The sequence below is a fragment of the Streptomyces sp. NPDC091682 genome (genome assembly GCF_044756625.1).
Classification (GTDB): Bacteria; Actinomycetota; Actinomycetes; order Streptomycetales; family Streptomycetaceae; genus Streptomyces.
Map to the genome: position 1 here is coordinate 899398 of NZ_JBIVTH010000001.1, position 19003 is coordinate 918400.

17 protein-coding genes are annotated in these 19003 nt (G+C 72.0%); 7 read left to right on the forward strand and 10 right to left on the reverse strand.

Going from position 1 to position 19003, the window contains the following annotated elements; all coding sequences use genetic code 11:
* The first annotated feature begins 88 nt into the window (after positions 1–88).
* Both ACIQK6_RS04300 and ACIQK6_RS04305 read left to right on the forward strand, forming a co-directional pair.
* Positions 89–2026: an ABC transporter ATP-binding protein gene (locus tag ACIQK6_RS04300; protein WP_402694265.1), complete on the forward strand. Its 1938-nt coding sequence runs from the start codon at positions 89–91 to the stop codon at positions 2024–2026.
* Positions 2023–3804 (forward strand): ABC transporter ATP-binding protein, encoded by a 1782-nt coding sequence (locus tag ACIQK6_RS04305; RefSeq protein WP_329105094.1) that lies wholly within the window; start codon positions 2023–2025, stop codon positions 3802–3804. The genes ACIQK6_RS04300 and ACIQK6_RS04305 overlap by 4 nt, the downstream gene beginning before the upstream one ends.
* Before the next feature lie 141 nt (positions 3805–3945).
* On the opposite strand, the gene ACIQK6_RS04310 is transcribed toward ACIQK6_RS04305, so the two are convergent.
* Together ACIQK6_RS04310 and ACIQK6_RS04315 are read right to left on the reverse strand one after the other, a co-directional pair.
* Complete coding sequence (locus ACIQK6_RS04310; RefSeq protein ID WP_329105092.1) at positions 3946–5118, reverse strand: hypothetical protein; 1173 nt, start codon at positions 5116–5118, stop codon at positions 3946–3948.
* A 146-nt stretch (positions 5119–5264) separates the two neighbouring features.
* On the reverse strand, positions 5265–6056 hold the full coding sequence (locus tag ACIQK6_RS04315; RefSeq protein WP_329105090.1) for a metal-dependent hydrolase: 792 nt from the start codon (positions 6054–6056) through the stop codon (positions 5265–5267).
* Positions 6057–6200: 144 nt separating this feature from the next.
* On the opposite strand from ACIQK6_RS04315, the gene ACIQK6_RS04320 reads away from it, so the two are divergent.
* The 3 genes from ACIQK6_RS04320 (at position 6201) to ACIQK6_RS04330 (ending at position 10109) form a co-directional block, all read left to right on the forward strand.
* On the forward strand, positions 6201–8723 hold the full coding sequence (locus ACIQK6_RS04320; protein WP_329105087.1) for a DUF3516 domain-containing protein: 2523 nt from the start codon (positions 6201–6203) through the stop codon (positions 8721–8723).
* Positions 8724–8802: 79 nt separating this feature from the next.
* On the forward strand, positions 8803–9699 hold the full coding sequence (locus ACIQK6_RS04325; protein ID WP_030009151.1) for an acyl-CoA thioesterase II: 897 nt from the start codon (positions 8803–8805) through the stop codon (positions 9697–9699).
* Between the two features lie 8 nt (positions 9700–9707).
* Positions 9708–10109, forward strand: coding sequence for a YchJ family metal-binding protein (locus ACIQK6_RS04330; RefSeq protein ID WP_329105085.1), 402 nt, complete (start codon positions 9708–9710; stop codon positions 10107–10109).
* Here the strand turns inward: ACIQK6_RS04330 and ACIQK6_RS04335 are convergent.
* Complete coding sequence (locus ACIQK6_RS04335; RefSeq protein ID WP_329105084.1) at positions 10073–10900, reverse strand: DUF6397 family protein; 828 nt, start codon at positions 10898–10900, stop codon at positions 10073–10075. The genes ACIQK6_RS04330 and ACIQK6_RS04335 overlap by 37 nt on opposite strands.
* A 113-nt stretch (positions 10901–11013) precedes the next feature.
* Positions 11014–11412 carry a roadblock/LC7 domain-containing protein gene (locus ACIQK6_RS04340; protein WP_189734290.1) on the reverse strand — a complete coding sequence of 133 codons (399 nt, stop codon included), beginning with the start codon at positions 11410–11412 and terminating at the stop codon, positions 11014–11016.
* 106 nt (positions 11413–11518) lie between these two features.
* Here ACIQK6_RS04340 and ACIQK6_RS04345 point away from each other — a divergent pair, with 106 nt between their 5' ends.
* Entirely contained in the window at positions 11519–11956 is a 438-nt protein-coding gene (locus tag ACIQK6_RS04345) for a PPOX class F420-dependent oxidoreductase (protein WP_329105081.1), read from the forward strand.
* A gap of 26 nt (positions 11957–11982) precedes the next feature.
* Here the strand turns inward: ACIQK6_RS04345 and ACIQK6_RS04350 are convergent, their stop codons facing one another.
* The 5 genes from ACIQK6_RS04350 to ACIQK6_RS04370 form a co-directional block, all read right to left on the reverse strand.
* Entirely contained in the window at positions 11983–12660 is a 678-nt protein-coding gene (locus tag ACIQK6_RS04350; RefSeq protein ID WP_329105080.1) for an ATP/GTP-binding protein, read from the reverse strand.
* Positions 12660–13040, reverse strand: a complete 381-nt coding sequence (locus ACIQK6_RS04355) for a DUF742 domain-containing protein (protein WP_402694266.1) — start codon at positions 13038–13040, stop codon at positions 12660–12662. The genes ACIQK6_RS04350 and ACIQK6_RS04355 overlap by 1 nt, the downstream gene beginning before the upstream one ends.
* A gap of 17 nt (positions 13041–13057) precedes the next feature.
* Positions 13058–13501, reverse strand: a complete 444-nt coding sequence (locus ACIQK6_RS04360; protein ID WP_329105076.1) for a roadblock/LC7 domain-containing protein — start codon at positions 13499–13501, stop codon at positions 13058–13060.
* Entirely contained in the window at positions 13501–16158 is a 2658-nt protein-coding gene (locus ACIQK6_RS04365) for a nitrate- and nitrite sensing domain-containing protein (RefSeq protein WP_329105074.1), read from the reverse strand. The genes ACIQK6_RS04360 and ACIQK6_RS04365 overlap by 1 nt, the downstream gene beginning before the upstream one ends.
* Before the next feature lie 200 nt (positions 16159–16358).
* Entirely contained in the window at positions 16359–17138 is a 780-nt protein-coding gene (locus ACIQK6_RS04370) for an MHYT domain-containing protein (RefSeq protein WP_329108153.1), read from the reverse strand.
* A gap of 185 nt (positions 17139–17323) precedes the next feature.
* Here ACIQK6_RS04370 and ACIQK6_RS04375 point away from each other — a divergent pair, with 185 nt between their 5' ends.
* Positions 17324–17989: a methyltransferase domain-containing protein gene (locus tag ACIQK6_RS04375; protein WP_329105072.1), complete on the forward strand. Its 666-nt coding sequence runs from the start codon at positions 17324–17326 to the stop codon at positions 17987–17989.
* Here ACIQK6_RS04375 and ACIQK6_RS04380 read toward each other — a convergent pair.
* On the reverse strand, positions 17974–18888 hold the full coding sequence (locus ACIQK6_RS04380; protein ID WP_329105069.1) for an oxygenase MpaB family protein: 915 nt from the start codon (positions 18886–18888) through the stop codon (positions 17974–17976). The two genes, ACIQK6_RS04375 and ACIQK6_RS04380, sit on opposite strands and share 16 nt — an antisense overlap.
* Positions 18889–19003 lie beyond the last annotated feature (115 nt).

Below are 19003 nucleotides of genomic sequence, written 5' to 3' on the forward strand. Positions count from 1 at the left end.
GTACGTCCCGCGGAAAACCGATTGCTCGGCGTCGGTCCCGAAGGCGAACCTTGCACGGTTTGGACCACTCGACCAGTCTTGGGGCGTCATGCAGATCAGCGATCTTCCGTATCCGGATCCAGGGGTACCGGACGCTCGGTCCGGCCCCCGGTTCCTGCTGTGGCTGGGGCGTGGCCAACTCGGCGGACAGCTCAAGAGCCTGTGCTGGGGGATGCTGCACTTCACCGGAGTCGCCGCACTGCCGTACGCGGTGGGCCTCGGCGTCGACGCGGTCGTCGACCGCGATCCGAACGGGCTGCTGCTCGTCGGCGCGCTGCTCCTGGTCACCGGCATCGCCATCTCGGTCGGCGATTCCATGCTCCACAGCACGGCCGTCACCAACTGGATCACCGCCGCGGCACGGGTGCAGCAGCTCCTGGCCCGCAAGACGGCCGAGCTGGGCTCCGCCCTCACCCGTCGGGTCGCCGCGGGCGAGGTGGTCGCGGTGTCCACGGGCGACGTGGAGAAGATCGGATGGTTCGTGGAGGCGGTCTCGCGCTTCCTCGCGGCCCTCTTCTCCGTCGTCCTCGTCTGCGTCGGGCTGCTGTTCTACGCCCCCGAGCTCGGCGTGGTCGTGGCCATCGGCGTGCCGCTGGACGCCCTGGCCTCGCTACCGCTGCTGCCGCGCGCCACCCAGCGTGCCGACGTCCAGCGGGAGAAGGCGGGCAAGGCCACCGAGCTGGCCTCCGACACCGTCGCGGGCCTGCGCGTACTGCGCGGCATCGGCGGTGAGGAGCTGTTCCTCGGCCGCTACCGCGAGGCCTCTCAGGAGGTCCGCGAGGCAGCCGTGCGCAGCGCCCGGATGTGGGCGCTGATCTCGGCGATCCAGGTGGTGCTCCCGGGCGCGCTGATGATCACGGTGGTCTGGTACGGCGCCACGCTCGTCTCGGACGGGCGCATCGCCGTGGGCGAGCTGGTCGCCGCGTTCAGCGTGGTCGCGACCCTGCTCTACCCGCTGCGGCACTTCCAGGAGATCGCGATGGCGTACTCCTTCTCGCGTCCCTCCGCCCAGCGGGCCGCCCGGGTGCTGTCACTGACCCGGACGGACTCCGCCGGCGAACGCCCCGCGCGCACCGATCCGGTGCAGGCACCGGCCGCGGGCGGGGACCTCTACGACCCGCAGACCGGGCTGCTGGCCCCCGCGGGGCGGTTCACCGCCGTCGTGTGCGGGGACCCAGACCTCGCCGGGCGGCTCGCCGAACGCCTGGGCGGTCATCCGATGGACGGCGACCCGGTGTCGGAGGCCGGAGCCGGAGCCGGAACCGGGGCCGACGCGGAGGCCGACGCCAGGGCCGGTTCCGGGGCGGATTCCGGGGCTGATTCCGGGGCCGACGAGGCCGGGACGCCGTCCGTGCTCCTCGGCGGAGTCGCGCTGGACGAGCTGGAACTGGACACCGCGCGCACCTTGGTCCTCGTACAGGACAAGGATCCGGTGCTGCTGTCCGGGACCCTGCGGGAGCTGTTCGACGTACCGGCCTCCGGAGCGGTCGACTCCGGTGCGGCGCTGGGCGCCGCCCAGTGCGCGGACGTCCTGGACGCACTGCTGCAGTCGGCTCCGGACGGGGTCGAGGACCCGATGGACGCCCGGATCACCGAGCGCGGCCGGTCCCTGTCGGGCGGCCAGCGCCAGCGGCTCGCCCTGGCCCGGTCCCTGGTCACCGACCCGGAGGTACTGGTGCTGGACGAGCCGACCTCCGCGGTCGACTCGCACACCGAAGCGCGGATCGCGGACGGGATCGCGGCCCTGCGCGCCGGGCGGACCACGGTGGTACTGGCGTCCTCGCCGCTGCTGCTGGACCGCGCGGACCGGGTCGTGCTCATCGACGGGGGCAAGGCGGCGGCCGTCGGCACCCATCGCGAGCTGCTGCAGCGCGAGCCCCGCTACCGGGCGGTCGTCACCCGCGAGACCGACGAGGAGCAGCGGCTCGGCGGGTTGGAACTGACGGAGCTGGCAGAAGCACTCACAGAGATCGAGGAATCCGCATGATCGGCGTGGCGCCGCCAAAGTACGATCCGGCGGCCCCCGACTCGGCCGCGACCCTGCCCGTGGGCACGTCGGCGACCGTACGGGACTATGTGCGCGGCCTGTTCCGGCGCCACCGGCGGGCCTTCGTGGTGCTGGTGAGCGTCAACGCGGCCGCGGTGATCGCCTCCATGGTCGGCCCGTACCTGCTGGGCCGGATCGTGGACGACCTCTCGGCGGGGGCGCGCGAACTGCATCTGGGGCGTGTGGCCCTGCTGTTCACGCTGGCGCTGGCGGTCCAGACGTTCTTCGTCCGACTGGTCAGGCTGCGCGGGGCGATGCTCGGCGAGGAGATGTTGGCCGATCTGCGCGAGGACTTCCTGGTGCGGTCGGTGGGGCTGCCGCCGGGCGTGCTGGAGCGGGCCGGTACCGGTGATCTGCTGTCTCGGATCACCACCGACATCGACCGGCTCGCGAACGCGATGCGCGAGGCCGTGCCGCAGCTGGCCATCGGTGTGGTGTGGGCGGGGCTGTTGTTCGGGGCTCTCGCGGTGACGGCACCGCCGCTGGCGCTGGCCGCGCTGGTGGCGCTGCCGGTGCTGGTGATCGGCTGCCGCTGGTACTTCCGGCGGGCGCCGTCGGCGTACCGCTCGGAGGCGGCCGGCTACGCCGCCGTCTCTGCCGTGCTCACCGAAACGGTGGACGCGGGCCGCACGGTCGAGGCGCACCGCCTCGGGCCGGAGCGGATCGCGCTGTCGGAGCGGCGGATCTCGCAGTGGGTGGCGTGGGAGCGGTACACGCTCTTCCTGCGGATGGTGCTCTTCCCCGTCATCAACGTGACCTTCGTGACGATCCTCGGCTCGGTGCTGATGATCGGCGGCTTCTGCGTGATGCGGGGCTGGATGTCGGTCGGGCAGCTGACCACGGGCGCGCTCCTCGCCCAGATGCTGGTCGATCCGATCGGTCTGATCCTGCGCTGGTACGACGAGTTGCAGGTCGCCCAGGTCTCGCTCGGCCGCCTGGTGGGCGTGCGGGAGATCGAACCGGACGCGGGGGACGCGAAGGTGGCGCCCGAGGGCAGGGACGTGCGGGCCCAGGAGGTCCACTTCGGCTACCGGGCGGGCGTGGACGTCCTGCACCAGGTGTCGATGTCCGTGCCGCCGGGCACCCGGATGGCGCTGGTCGGCCCCTCGGGGGCGGGCAAGTCCACCCTGGGACGGCTGCTCGCGGGCATCTACGCGCCCCGGACCGGCGAGGTCACCCTCGGCGGGGCGCAGCTGTCGCGGATGCCCGCGGAACGGGTGCGCGAACACGTGGCCCTGGTCAACCAGGAGCACCACGTGTTCGTGGGCACGCTGCGGGACAACCTCCTCCTGGCGCGGACGGGCGCCGGCGACACCGAGCTGTGGGCGGCGCTGGCCGCGGTGGACGCCGACGGCTGGGCGCGGGCCATGGAGGCCGGCCTGGACACCGAGGTCGGTTCCGGTGGCACGGCGCTGACCCCGGCGCAGGCCCAGCAGATCGCGCTCGCCCGGCTGGTACTGGCCGACCCGCACACGCTGGTGTTGGACGAGGCCACCTCGCTGCTGGACCCGCGCGCGGCCCGGCACTTGGAGCGCTCGCTGGCCCGGGTGCTGGACGGCCGCACGGTCATCGCCATCGCCCACCGGCTGCACACCGCGCACGACGCGGACGTGATCGCGGTGGTCGAGGGCGGACGGATCAGCGAACTCGGCTCGCACGACGAGCTGGTCGCGGCCGGCGGGGCGTACGCCGCGTTGTGGCGGTCCTGGCACGGCTGAGCCGGGCCAGGACCGCCCGGGACGGGGCCGGGCGGCGGCTGGGACGGGGCCGGGCAGCGGCTGGGACCTGGTCCTCCCGCCGCCCGGCCGCCCCGCTCCGCCTACCCCCACGCCGTTCGCCCGTCCTTCACCCCCGCCTGGTCAGCCGGCGGGGATGAAAGCCTGCTTGCGGGCACAGGTCCAGATGACGGGGTGGGTGTCGCCCCCGGCGTCCTCGGCGGCGCCGCCGACGCGGTCGTCGTCGGTGACGGTGTACGCGGTGGTGAAGGCGTTCGGGACGAGTGCGGGAAGGGCGCGCATGGGGCCTTCACCGGTCCAGTACTGGGCCCGCACCAACGGGCTGTCCTGCGGCGGCGGCCAGGGGTACAGGAATTGACTGCCGATGCCGACCGAGACGTTCGTGCTCGGACTGATGCCCTCGAGGGTGCCGTTGTGGGCGGTCGGGAGCCGGGGCGCGTGGGTGGCCGGCCCGTAGGGGGCGACCCAGACGGTCGGTAGGTTGAGCCACTGCTCCTGAGGGGACACGTAGGTGCCGACGATCCGGCCCGAGTTGTCGATCTTCTGCGGCCGGTACTGGTGGTCGAGGCTGCCGAGGGGCGTGAGGGCGACGGGCCTGGCGTCCACGGCGGCGGACCAGAGCAGCCCGGGGCTGGTGGGTTGGTTGTCGTCGATGCCGGACGGCCCGAAGCCGGAACCGATGACCTGACCGGCGTTGTTGATGCCCGTCACGTAGTCGAGCCGGTAGCCGGGCGGCACGAAGAGTTTGCGATGGATCCTGCCGGCCGCCCATTCGAGGCCGGTGGTGACTCCGGGGTCGTCGTCCCAGCGGGTACCGACGATGTGGCCCCGGTCGTTGACGTCGCTGGCGGTGTGCCCGCCGGGCAGCAGGGTGACGGTGCGTGCCCCCGGCCGGTAGCTGAAGGCCAGGGTCCTGGTCCAGTCCGGGGTGGTCAGCGTGCCGGCCATGAGGCCGGACCGGTTGACCGCCTCCACCCGTCCGCCCGTGGTCCCGGCGGGCAGCGGTACGGCGAAGACCTTGGTGCCGATCCAGTACGCCGGCAGGTCGTGGGAGACACCGACCGACAGCCCGGCCGGGCCGATGTCGTTGACCTGGGTGCGGTGCAGCCACGGGTTCGGGTACGGGTCCTCGCCCGGGAGCGACTCCAGGATCCGCAGGGACGGTTTGCAGTGCGGCCCCGCGTCCGGCGTTCCGCCGGGCTCCGCCGCGGCGGTGTGGGCCGGTAGGGCGACGGTGAGCGTGGCGAGCATCACCCCCGCCAGGGTCGTACGGATGCTTCTGTTCCCCGTGTGCATGGATCCCCCCGGGTCCTGACGCGAGCCGACGGCACTGACGGCTCGTCGGCGCACATCATGGCCGCCGGGGAGGGAGCTGAACAGAAGGCCTCGGCGAACCCGGGGCGCGATGGTGCGTTCTCAGCCATCCGCCGACGGGGCAGGGGCTAGATGAAGCCGAGGGCCGAGGCTCCGCCGAAGGCGCCCAGCACGATGAAGACCGGCATGAGGACCTTCAGCTCCACCCAGCTGCCGGCGCGGAACCGCATCGCCTTCGGCGGGCCGATCGGGTACCAGCGCTTGCCGGCGATCGGCAGCGGCCACAGGACCGGGCAGCCGGACACGGTGAGCGCGTCGCCGATGTCGTGGACCAGGGCCCCGAGCACGATCGGCAGGCCGAGCCAGAGGTACTCCTGGCCCGGTCCGTCGAACAGCCAGTTCGCGCCGTTGCCGGGCTGGTCCAGTACCCCGGCCAAGATCCACGCGCTGGTTGCGCCGAGCAGCCAGACCAGGACGTCGCTGGACATCCGGGCAGCCCGCCACAGCAGGCCCTCGACCGCGAGCACCAGGTGCACGAAGAGCAGGGCGAGCACACCCCAGCGGTCGGCGGTGACGGCGAGCAGGGAGGACCCGCCGCCGATCAGGACGGCCCAGAGCCAGGTGTGCGTCAGGGTGCGGTGGCCCCCGGTGCGACGGGCGTCCTTCTTGGAGCGGGTGCCCTTGTAGACGGCGTAGGAGATCTTGTCGACCACCTCGCACACGCCTTTGGAGAGCGGACCGAAAGCCCGCGAGATCGTCGCCGACTTGTGGTCGAGGTCGGGGGCGAGGGCCGCCCCGGCGCAGATCAGCGCTCCGACGACGAGGACGGGCCAGGGCATGGGGTGTCCGGCGGCCGCGGTGGCGGCGCCCACCCCCAGCCAGGCCGCTGCCCCGGACAGTGAGTGCGCCGGACCCATCATGGTCGTTTCCCGCCCCGCTGGTGTGTGGTCGGGCCCGGTCGACGGTTTCGTTCGGGCCGCATCGACGGCACAGCGTACCGTCGGTGATCTTCATTCCGTCCGCCGGTTCCCTGATCCGGGGGGAAGCCAGGCAAGATGGGGGGTGTGACCCTCATTGATCAGCTCCCGCCGAACGCCGACCCCGACGCCCTCTTCGAGGCTTTCTCCTCGTGGGCGGAGGACCAGGGCATCTCCCTGTACCCGGCTCAGGAGGAGGCGCTGATCGAGGTCGTCTCCGGGGCGAACGTGATCCTGTCCACCCCGACCGGCTCCGGCAAGAGCCTGGTCGCCGCCGGCGCGCACTTCACCGCCCTGGCCCAGGACAAGGTCACCTTCTACACCGCCCCGATCAAGGCGCTGGTGTCGGAGAAGTTCTTCGACCTGTGCAAGCTCTTCGGCACGGAGAACGTCGGCATGCTGACGGGCGACGCCTCCGTGAACGCGGACGCCCCGGTGATCTGCTGCACCGCCGAGGTGCTGGCCTCGATCGCCCTGCGCGACGGCAAGCACGCCGACATCGGCCAGGTCGTGATGGACGAGTTCCACTTCTATGCGGAGCCGGACCGCGGCTGGGCCTGGCAGATCCCGCTGCTTGAGCTGCCGCAGGCGCAGTTCATCTTGATGTCGGCGACCCTCGGCGACATGAAGCGGTTCGAGGAGGACCTGACCCGGCGCACCGGCCGGCCCACCTCGGTGGTCCGCTCCGCGACCCGGCCCGTCCCGCTCTCGTACGAGTACGTCACCACGCCGATCACCGATACGATCACCGAGCTGCTGGAGACCCGGCAGGCCCCCGTCTACATCGTGCACTTCACCCAGGCCCAGGCGGTCGAGCGGGCGCAGTCGCTCATGAGCATCAACATGTGCACGCGCGAGGAGAAGGACAAGATCGCCGATCTCATCGGCAATTTCCGCTTCACCACCAAGTTCGGCCAGAACCTCTCCCGCTACGTCCGGCACGGCATCGGTGTGCACCACGCCGGCATGCTGCCCAAGTACCGGCGTCTCGTCGAAAAGCTCGCCCAGGCCGGTCTGCTGAAGGTCATCTGCGGTACGGACACCCTCGGGGTCGGCGTCAACGTCCCGATCCGCACGGTGCTGTTCACCGCGCTCACCAAGTACGACGGCAACCGGGTCCGCACGCTGCGCGCCCGGGAGTTCCACCAGATCGCGGGGCGCGCCGGCCGGGCCGGCTTCGACACCGCGGGCTATGTGGTCGCGCAGGCCCCCGAGCACGTCATCGAGAACGAGAAGGCGCTCGCGAAGGCGGGCGACGATCCGAAGAAGCGCCGCAAGGTGGTGCGCAAGAAGGCTCCCGAGGGCTTCGTCGCCTGGTCGGACACCACGTTCGAGAAGCTCATCGCCGCCGACCCGGAGGCGCTCACCTCGCGCTTCAAGGTCACCAACATCATGCTGCTGTCGGTCATCGCCCGGCCGGGCGACGCCTTCCAGGCGATGCGCCACCTGCTGGAGGACAACCACGAGCCCCGCAAGGCCCAGCTGCGGCACATCCGCCGGGCCATCGCGATCTACCGCTCGCTGCTGGACGGCGGTGTGGTCGAGAAGCTCGACACACCGGACGCGGAGGGCCGCACCATCCGGCTCACCGTCGACCTCCAGCAGGACTTCGCGCTCAACCAGCCCTTGTCCACCTTCGCCCTGGCCTCCTTCGACCTGCTGGACCCGGAGTCCCCCTCCTACGCGCTGGACATGGTCTCCGTCGTGGAGTCCACGCTGGACGACCCGCGGCAGATCCTGGCCGCCCAGCAGAACAAGGAACGCGGCATCCAGGTCGGCCAGATGAAGGCCGACGGCATCGAGTACGAGGAGCGGATGGAGCGGCTCCAGGACGTCACCTATCCCAAGCCGCTCGAAGAGCTGCTCTCCCATGCCTACGACGTGTACGCCAAGAGCCACCCGTGGGTCCGCGACCACCCGGTCTCCCCGAAGTCGATCATCCGCGACATGTACGAGCGCGCGATGACCTTCACCGAGTTCACCTCCTTCTACGAGCTGGCCCGCACCGAGGGCATCGTGCTGCGCTACCTGGCGAGCGCGTTCAAGGCGCTGGACCACACCATCCCCGACGACCTCAAGTCCGAGGACCTCCAGGACCTGATCGCCTGGCTCGGCGAGCTGGTCCGCCAGGTCGACTCCAGTCTGCTGGACGAGTGGGAGCAGCTGGCAAACCCGGAGGTGGAGACGGCGGAGCAGGCCCAGGAGAAGGCCGACCAGGTCAAGCCGGTCACCGCGAACGCGCGCGCCTTCCGCGTCCTGGTCCGCAACGCCATGTTCCGCCGTGTGGAGCTGGCCGCCCTCGACCACGTCAACGTGCTGGGCGAGCTGGACGCCGAGTCCGGCTGGGACGCGGATGCCTGGGGCGAGGCCCTGGACGGGTACTGGGACGAGTATGACGACCTGGGCACCGGACCCGACGCGCGCGGTCCGAAGCTCCTGCAGATCGAGGAGGACCCGGCGCACGGCCTGTGGCGCGTCCGCCAGACCTTCGCGGACCCCAACGGGGACCATGGCTGGGGCATCAGCGCCGAGGTCGACCTGGCCGCCTCCGACGAGGAGGGCCGGGCCGTCATCCGGGTCACCTCGGTCGGCGAGCTCGGAGCGCTCTGACCGTCCGCCACGTCCCGCCGTACCCGTCCGACTCGCCGTACCCGCCCGACTCGCCGGACCCGACACTGGAGATCCTCTGATGACGAACCCCGCCGAGAGACTGGTCGATCTGCTCGACCTGGAGCAGATCGAGGTCAACATCTTCCGCGGCGCCAGCCCGCAGGAATCCCTCCAGCGGGTCTTCGGCGGGCAGGTCGCCGGCCAGGCGCTGGTGGCCGCGGGGCGCACCGTGGAGAGCGACCGCCCGGTCCACTCGCTGCACGCGTACTTCCTGCGCCCCGGCATCCCCGGGGTGCCGATCGTGTACCAGGTGGAGCGGGTGCGCGACGGGCGGTCCTTCACCACGCGCCGGGTCACCGCGGTCCAACAGGGCAAGACGATCTTCAATCTCACCGCCTCCTTCCATCATCCGGAGGAGGGCAGCATCGAACACCAGCTGCCTCCTCACCACGTCCCCCACCCGGACACGCTCCCCAAGGTCGCGGACGAGATCCGCGAGCACCTCGGGGCGCTGCCGGAGGCACTGGAGCGGATGGCCCGCCGCCAGCCCTTCGACATCCGGTACGTCAACCGGCTCCGCTGGACTCCTGAGGAGCTCAAGGGATCCGATCCGCGCAGCGCGGTGTGGATGCGTGCGGTCGGCCCGCTGGGCGACGACCCCCTCATCCACACCTGCGCCCTCACCTACGCAAGTGACATGACCCTCCTCGACGCCGTACGCATCCCGGTGGAACCCCTGTGGGGCATGCGCGGTTTCGACATGGCCTCGCTGGACCACGCCATGTGGTTCCACCGACCCTTCCGGGCGGACGAGTGGTTCCTGTACGACCAGGAGTCGCCCATCGCGCACGGCGGCCGGGGCCTGGCCCGGGGCCGCATCTACGACGTGGAGGGAAGATTGCTGGTGTCCGTCGTCCAGGAAGGCCTCTTCCGTCCGTACCCCGCCAAGCCGTCCGAGCCCGCCCCGGAGAACTGAGCACACCCATGTCCACCCCTGCCGTCCCCTGCCCCTGCGGGCTGCCCGCCGCCTACCCGGAGTGCTGCGGCCCCTTTCACTCCGGTGCTCGCTCGGCGCCCACCGCCGAGCGGCTGATGCGCTCGCGGTTCAGTGCCTTCGCCGTCGGCGACACCGCCTACCTGCTGCGCTCCTGGCACCCCACCACCCGTCCGGACCACCTCGACCTGGATCCCGAACAGCGCTGGGAGCGGCTGGAGATCCTGGCCACCGAGCGAGGCGGGATGTTCGAGACGGAGGGCTCGGTGGAGTTCCGCGCGCACTACCGCGAGGGCCGTCACACCGGCTCGCTGCACGAGCACAGCAGCTTCACCCGCGAGGGCGGGGCCTGGGTCTACGTCGGCCCCCTCTCGCCCGTCGACTTCGACTGACCCCTCGCCCCCGCCAGGGCGAAGTCCAAGCTGGTGCGATACCAGTGGATCTCGTCCGGCGGGCCGGCCTTCAGCAACCCCGTCGCCACCGCGGCTGCCGCCGGAACCTGCGGGTGCCCGTACGGCGGGGGCGGGCCGAGGGCGGCCAGGACGATCCGCTCCGCCGGGTCGGGAACGGCCTCCAGCAACTCGTCCTCGGGCAGCACGGATGCCAGTACGGCGGCGCGCTCCCACGGGTCGGCGGTTCGTCTCAGCAGCAGCCCGACATGCCGCCCGCGCCACGTGCGCGGGCGCAGATCCACCTTGGCCGCCATCAGTTCCCGGTCCGCCGGGGGCGCGATCCCGCTCAGCATTCCCGGATCCCGCGCGGCGAAGCTCCGTAGCTCCGCGGTGAGGTAGAGCCACACCACGGCCCGGTACCGATTGATCCGGTAGCCGACCGGGACCACGTGCCCGCAGCGCGCGAGCCGCGTGAAGCGGCTCGGGCCGACCCCCACCACCTCGGCCGCGGCCTCCGCCCCGGCCACCGTCTCGACCCGCTCGCGCAGCGCGCCCGGCGGGCCCGTCACCGACCTGACCCGATCCAGCTCGGCCCGTGCGTAGCGCGCGGGCCCGGCGAGCGTGCGCGGACCGGCGCGCACGATCCCCAGCTGGACGGCCCTGGCGAACTCGTTCCGGCTCAGCCCCAGTTCACCTGCGGCCTGCGCGCCGCCCACCAGCACGTCCGCGGCGCCGTCGGCCACGGCGTCGTCGGCCACGGCGTCCCGAAGTGCGGTCCCCATCTGCTTCATTACGGTCCTCCCCCACGAGCAATGATTACTCTGTGTGAAGACCGTAACTCAGCGCAATGACACTCCGCGAGGCCTGTGGACAACTTCCCGGGCGGCGCCCGAATCGGCCCCGCTCAGCCGCCGGTGATCCGCCGCTCCGCAACACCCAGGTGCTCCCCCACCCGGTTGACCAGCAGCGTCATCTCGTACGCGACCTGACCGATGTCGGACTCGGCGGCGCTCAACACGCACAGGCTGCTGCCCGCGCCCGCGGCCATGACGAAGAGCGCTCCTTCGTCGTACTCGACCATCGTCTGCCGGACTTCACCGGCCCGGAAGTGGCGGCCGGACCCCTTGGCAAGGCTCTGCAGTCCGGCCGCGACAGCCGCCAGGTGTTCCGCGTCCTCCCGCGCCAACCCCGCGCTCGCCCCCGTGACCAGGCCGTCGTTGGACAGCACCACCGCGTGCCGCACCTGCTGGACCCTGCGCGTCAGGTCGTCCAGCAGCCAGTCCAGTTGCTTGTCCAGTGCCATTCCCAGCCCCTCCCCGTTGACGTCGGCCATATGGCCGCGCCCCACCCCGCGTACTTGTGCCGCAAGCCTTCCCCACCAGCGCCTTTCGGGCAAGGAGGATGTCCCCATGGCGAAGAAGATGACTGAAGAGGAATGGCGGGCGTTCGTCTCGCACTCGACCCGCACCGGAAAGCTCTCCACCGTGCGCGAGGACGGTAGTCCGCACATCGCTCCCATTTGGTTCGTGCTCGACGGCGATTCCTTCGTTTTCAACACCGGAAAGGACACCGTCAAAGGGCGCAACCTCACCCGCGACGGCCGGGTCGCGCTCTGCGTGGACGACGAACGGCCGCCCTTCTCCTTCGTCGTCCTCCAGGGCCGAGCCGAGATCAGCGAGTACGGCGACGGCCCGGACGAACTGCACGCCTGGGCGGCCCGGATCGCCACCCGCTACATGGGTGAGGAGCAGGGGGAGGCCTTCGCCCGCCGCAACGCCGTCCCGACCGAACTCCTCGTCAGGGTCCCGATCGACAAGGTGATCGCGCTCGCCGACCTCGCCGACTGACACCCGTCGCCGCCGCCCCGTCCCCTTCAGACGGAATCGGCCTGCGAGCCCACCGAGTCCAGCAGCCGGGCGGTGTGCACCCGCCCGGCGTACTCGACCAGCCGGATCAGCACTTCCTTCCCCGAATCCCGGTCCCGCGCGTCGCACAGCACCACCGGCGTCCCCTGTTCCAGGTCCAGGGCCCGCGCGACGTCGTGCGCTCCGTACCGCCGTGCGTCCGTGAAGCAGTTGACGGCCACCACGAACGGGATGCGCCGGTGCTCGAAGTAGTCCACCGCCGGAAAGCAGTCCTCCAGCCGCCGCGTGTCGGCCAGGACCACCGCGCCCAGCGCGCCGAGCGACAGCTCGTCCCACAAGAACCAGAACCGGTCCTGCCCCGGCGTGCCGAACAGGTACAGGGACAATCCGGACCGGATCGTGATCCGCCCGAAGTCCATGGCCACCGTCGTGGTCGTCTTCTGGTCCACGCCGCCCGTGTCGTCGACCAGTTCACCCGCCTCGCTCAGCGCTTCCTCCGTCCGCAGCGGCCGGATCTCGCTGACCGCGCCCACCAGCGTGGTCTTGCCCACCCCGAACCCGCCCGCCACCAGGATCTTCAGGGCGAGTGCGGCCAGCTCGGGGTCTTCCCCCGGACCGGGATCCACGCCCGCGTCCTGGACCGGGGCCGGGGCCGGTCCGGCAGTTCGATCGTCGTACTGTCCCATCAAAGCGCTCTCAATCCCTCGATGACTTCACGCAGAATCCGCTCGTCCGGCAGTTGTGCGGGTGGTACGGGCCGGCTGACCTTGACGTGCCCGCCCTCCAGCAGGTCCCCGAGGAGCACCCGCACCACTCCCACGGGCAGGTCCGCGTCGGCGGCCAGTTCGGCCACCGACTGGGTCTCGGACCGGCAGAGCCCGAGCAGTGCCCGGTGTTCGGGGCCCAGCAGGGACTCGGCCGCCCCGTCCGGGGCCGCCGGGTCGACCGCGACCAGCGCGATGAGGTCGAAGCGCACCCCGTGGGGTCCCGGCTTCGTGCGCCCGCCGGTCATGGCGTACGGACGGACGAGCGGACCCGCGTCGGCGTCGTACCACTGGCCGTTCATGTGCCGGACCGCCGCCCTCAGCCGGCGGCCGGCGGGCGCGCCGCGAACCGGGGCGGGGTGTAGAGGTGCTCGCCGACCCGCTTCACGAGCCGGGCCATCTCGTAGGCGATCAGGCCGATATCGGCACTGGCGGCGCTGAGGACGGCCAGGCAGGAACCATCGCCGGCGGCTGCGACGAAGAGGAAGCCCTCGTCCATCTCGACCATCGTCTGGCGCACTTCCCCGACGTGGAAGTGCCGGCCCGCGCCCTTGGCCAGGCTGTGGAAGCCGGAGGCCACCGCGGCCAGGTGCTCGGCGTCCTCCCGGCTGAGCGCGCTGGAGGCGCCCACCGCCAGGCCGTCGTTGGAGAGGACCACGGCATGCCGGACCTCGCGCACCCGGAGCACCAGGTCGTCGAGCAACCAGTCCAGCTCGCCGGATCTGCGGTCGCCGTCGAGGTCGATCCATTGGTGTTCGATCATCACACTTCTCCTTCGCTGCCTGCGTGAGGGGAGTTCTCCTGGGCGCCCCGGACCCAGCCGGCCCGGTAGGCCGCCATCCGGTCCCGAGCCTGCTCCGGACTGCGGCCCGACGGCTCCTCGGGCAGGCGCGATGCGGCCGGGGCCTTCGGGGCGGGGGCCTCCCGGAGCTGCGGGACGAGACTGGCCTGACGCACCCGGCGCGGCAGCTCCGTCACCGAGGCCGCAGGCACCGCGGCCGCCTGGGTACGGGCGTCCGCGCCACCGGGGGCGCGCGGCCGGAGCGAAGCCACCGGGGCCGGGCGCGGCTCCTCTCGTACGGGGTTCGGGGCCGGGGCCTCGGACTGCGCGTCTTCCCGTACGACGGTCACGGCCGGTGGCTGTTCGGCCCTCCCGGCTGTCTTCGGCGCCGGAGCGGAGGAGGGGGCGGGGGACGGGGACGTGGACTTGGAGGTTGACTTGGAAGGGGACCTGGACGCGGACGTGGACCGGGACGTGGACCGGACCGGAGCGAGGGCTGACGGCTCCGGGCCGGGCGCCGGGACCGGTTCCGGGGCCGCGCCGGGGACCGGGACCGAGCCTGGGGCAGCGGCTCCCGCAGGGGCTCCGGTCGTGATCGCGCCCTGGAGCATGGAATTCGGCAGGAGCACCACCGCCGTGGTGCCGCCGTAGGGCGAGGTGCGCAGGTGCACCTTCACCCCGTGGCGCGCCGAGAGGCGACTGACCACGAAGAGCCCGAGCCGGTCGCTGTCGAAGAGGTCGAGGGACTCGGACTGCTCGATGCGGCGGTTGGCGTCGCCGAGGGATTCGGGGCCCATGCCGAGTCCACGGTCCTCGACCTCCAGGACGTAACCGGTACCGACGGGCTCGCCACTGACCCGGACCTTGGTGTGCGGCGGGGAGAACTGGGCCGCGTTCTCGATGAGTTCGGCGAGCAGGTGGGTGAGGTCGGCGACGGCTCCCCCGACCACGGCGGCTTCCGCGAGCTGCCGGACCTCGATCCGCGGGTAGTCCTCGATCTCGGAGACGGCGGCCCGCACGACGTTCGTGAGGGGGACCGGCATCCGCCAGGCCCGGCCCGGGGCGGCCCCCGAGAGGATGATCAGGCTTTCCGCGTGCCGGCGCATCCGGGTGGTCAGGTGGTCGAGGCGGAAGAGGTCACCGAGCTCGTTGGGGTCGTCGGCGCGCCGCTCCATCGAGTCGAGCAGGGTGAGCTGCCGGTGCACGAGGACCTGGCTGCGGCGGGCGAGGTTGACGAAGACACCGGAGATCCCGTCGGCGAGTTCCGCCCGTTCGACGGCGGCGCTGAGCGCGGCCCGGTGTACGGTGCCGAGCGCCTCACCGACCTGGGTGATCTCGTCCTCGGCCGGCGGCCCGGGCGGGGTCTCGGCGGCGACGTCGATCTCCTGGCCGGCGCGCAGCCGTTCCATCGCCTGCGGGAGTTTGCGGTGGGCGATCTCCAGGGCGGTGTTGCGCAGCGAGACGAGTTCGACGACCAGTGCCCGGCCGATCCGGACCGAGATGACGAGGGAGGCGGCGACGGCCGCCAGGCCCAGCAGCACGGCGGCCCCGGCCGGGGTCAGCGCCCCTTCCGTGAACGGGTCGGCCCGGCCGGCGACCGCGGCCCGTGCAGCCGCCTCGACCTCCCTCATCGAGGAGGCGATGCCGTTGTGGGCGGCTTCCCATCCCGCGGGCGCCCCGCGGCTCTCCTTGGAGGTGCCCGCCGCCAGCGCGCGGTCCTCGGCTCCGGTGAGATCGGCGTAGGCGGCGCTCTTGGCGGCGGACTCCCAGACGGCCTGCTGGTCGGCGGGGAGGTCGTGAGCGGCGGAGTCGGTGAGCGCGCGGCGGGACTCGACGGCGCCGGTCAGCTGCCGAAGCGTTTCGGCCGTGCGCGGGCCGGGGGCGGCGAGCAGCGCGTCCTCCCGGGACAGCAGTTCCGCGGCGCGGGAGAATTCGAGCAGGACCCGGGCGTCGGGGCCGAGTTCGGCCTTCTCCCCGCCGGTCAGGGCGCCTCCGACGGCGAAGGCGGAATCGACCACGCGGGTGTAGATGGTGTAGGCCGCCTCGGGGGTGGCCCGGCGGTCGGTGATGTCCTTGCGCGACGCGCCCAGGCTTTCGGCCGCGGCTACGAAGGCCTCGAGCCGCACCACGATGTCGGAGCGGTAGTCGCCGGAGTCGGCGACCGTGTGCTGGTCACCGAGCCGCAGCCGCTGGACGGCGGCGTCGGTCCGGCGGGCCTGCTGGTCCAGGGCGCCCGGGTCGGAGGCGGGGTCGGCGAGCAGACGGACCGCTACCCGCCGCTCCGCCTGGAGCTCGGTGACGGCTGCGGCGACGGGCGTGCGGATCTCGGTGTCGACCTGGTGGACTCGGCTGAGCCGGGCCATGTCCTGGGCGGTGTTGACGGTGGCGAAGGCCCAGAGGGCGAGGAGCGAGACGACCGGGACCATCAGCAGCGAAACGATCTTCGCGCGGACGGTGGCGGGGCGCAGCCGCAACCGCGGCCGGGATCCGCTCGTGCGCGCGGGGGGCGGGTCGGGCCGGTCGTCCCGGAGCTCCGCCGGTTCCTCGGCCGGCGGACCGGCGTGGGCCCGGCGTCCGCGTGCCGGGGGCGCGGGCATCCGCGGCGCCGCTGCTTCCGGTCTTCTGCGGGGTGTTCGCATGGGCTCCTCGTTCCGGGCGGTGCCTACGGGTGCGGTGTGGCGGGTGTGGCGAAGGGGACGGGTGGGGCGGAAGGACAGGTGGGGTGATGCAGCGGTGGGTGATGGAGCGGTGGGGCGGTGGCCGGTACGCGCCGGGGCGAAGCCGTGGAATCGGCACGGGCCACGGGTGCGCGGGCCACGGGTGCGCGGTCAGTACGGGGTCAGTGCGCGGTCGCGGTGTGCTCCCCCAGGTGCCGGGCCGACGGGGAGGCGGCGGGCCCGTCGACCGTCGGGGACAGCGCGACGAAGGCCGCGGTGATGAACAGGTAGGAGCCCAACCCGACGGCGAGCGGGAAGATGAACTGCATGGCCGTGGCGCCGGGAAGGGCCGCGTCCGAGGGGCTGACGCTGACGGCGACGGCCATCATCCCCGTGTAGTGCATGCTGCTCACGGCGGCGCCCATGACGAGCGAGGCGACGGCGACCGCCACCGGGGACTTGATGTTGAGCGCGGCCCACAGGGCGGCGGTCGCCGCAATCACGGCGATGGCGACGGAGAGTCCGACGGTGAGCGGATCGTAGGAGACGTCGCCGTGCAGACGCAGGGCCGCCATGCCCAGGTAGTGCATGCTGGCGACGCCGAGTCCGGTGGTCAGGCCGCCCAGTACGAGGGACCGGCCGCGGTCCTTTCCGTAGCCGACGGCAAAGACTCCGGCGCCCACCACCAGCACGGCGACGAGCAGGCTGAGGATCGTGAGGGGCACGTCGTAGTGGATCTCGGTGCCCGTGACCTCGAAGCCGAGCATGGCGACGAAGTGCATGGTCCAGATACCGGTGCCGATGGCGGAGGCCGCGGTGAGGAGCCAGTTGCGGCGGGAGGCTCCGGTCGTGGCGAGAGCCCGGACGGTACAGCGCAGCCCGAGAGCGGCGCCGATCGATGCCATCACATATGACAGCGCGGGTGTCAGCCAGCCGTAGGCGGCGTGGTCCAGATGTCCCAGGTGTCCCATGGCCACGGGACGCTAGTCCGGGTGAGGGCGCGAACAGGGGGCGCATTTCGAAAGCAGCTGGAACTGCTGGAATATGACAGAGCTACGTTCGCCTTCGATCACACCACGTTCCAGCTTGCACACGGTCCGCAGGCGCGCGGGCACCCGGGCGGGTGCCCGTGGGGGATCATGGGCGCATGAGCGAAGACCACACACACGTGCAGGAGTTCTTCGGGGCGCGTGCGGCGGACTGGGACCGCAGGTTTCCCGGGGACGGGCCCGCGTTCACCACCGCCGTGACCGAGTTCGGACTGCGGCCCGGGGACCGCGTGCTCGACGCGGGCTGTGGCACCGGGCGGGCCATGACCGCGCTGCGGGCCGCCGTCGGACCGTCCGGAACCGTTCTCGGCGTGGACCTCACCCCGCAGATGCTGGCCGCCGCGCGGCGGGCGGGGCGGGACGCCGAGGGCGCCCTGCTGCTCGCTGACGTGGCCCGGCTGCCGCTGCGCGACGAGGTGCTCGACGCGGTGTTCGCCGCCGGGCTCATCGCCCACCTGCCCGACCCGGGGGCGAACCTGTCCGAGCTCGCCCGGGTGGTCCGTCCCGGTGGCGGGCTCGCCCTCTTCCACCCGATCGGGCGAGCGGCCCTCGCCGCTCGGCACGGTCGCGAACTGACCCCGCAGGACATGCGGGCCGAGCACAACCTCGGCCCGCTGCTGACCGGTTCGGGCTGGAACATGGTCTCGTACGCCGATGACGACGACCGTTTCCTGGTGCTGGCCGTGCGTCGCCCCTCAACGCGTTCGTACGTCGGCCCCGCGCCCGGGGTCCGCGGAGGCGCCCGGGATCAGGCCGGAGGCTGAGCCTCGGCTCCGGCGGGCCGGCGGGGATGCGGAACGGGGCAGCCGCCCGAGCCGGGCACGGGGAACGTGCCGAGCTCACCCACGTCGTAGCCGTCCGGATAGCCCTTGATCTCCGGGTTCTGGCGGGCGTAGTGGGGGGCCCTGCGCGGGGGCAGGAGCCGTACCGCGCGGCCGCGCAGCCGCAGGGCGCCCTGGACGAGGCGCTGGACCGGGGCGCGCGGGGTCTCGTACCGGAAGGCGCGCAGCAGCGATTCGTCGAGGAGGGCGAGGCTCGCGCGCCGCACGGCGGGGGCGACAGGCGCCGGGTACCAGGAGGCCATGAGGTCGAGGGTGGAGTCGGCGACCTTGCGGGCGCCTTCGTCCCAGCCGAAGTGGGCCTCTTCGTAGGCGTTGAGGGTGATCTCGAACTCCTCGTAGGAGCCCGGGATGTCCGTGATGCCCAGGTGGCGGCCGAGAGCGGCGTAGTAGTTCGCGCAGGCCCGGCGCTCGTGGTGGGTCAGCGGGCGCCAGCCGTAGGCGTCCAGCCAGCGTGCCGGAATCACCACGAAGGTGCACAGGACGTACCGCATGTCCTCGTTCGAGATGTCGTAGCTGCGGTGCATCTGGTTGACACGGCGGATGGCGGTGCGCGCAGTGTCGCTCTCGAAGCCGTGCTCGACGACCGCGTCCAGGAGCAGCGAGGTGTCGTCGTAGCGCTTCTGGGGCCGGTCGGTGAACTCGGCCGTCTCGGCCAGCAGGCCACCGATGCTCGGGACGGCATAGGTCCGGAACAGAGCGAGTTCCAGGGCGCGGGTGAAGTCCCAGGGGAACTCGTAGGTGGCGGTGAGCCGGTAGATGGCGAGGAAGTCCTTGTCGGGATCGAGACGGAGGATCTCCCTCAGCCGATCGTAACGCTGCACCGGTGTCCCTTTCTGTGGCGGGTTCCCAACTCTACGTGCAGGTAGCAGCCTTGGAAATCGCGTCCCGCAGGCTCTCGACGGGCGGGTTACCCGCTGGTTAAGGTGCGCCGACGAA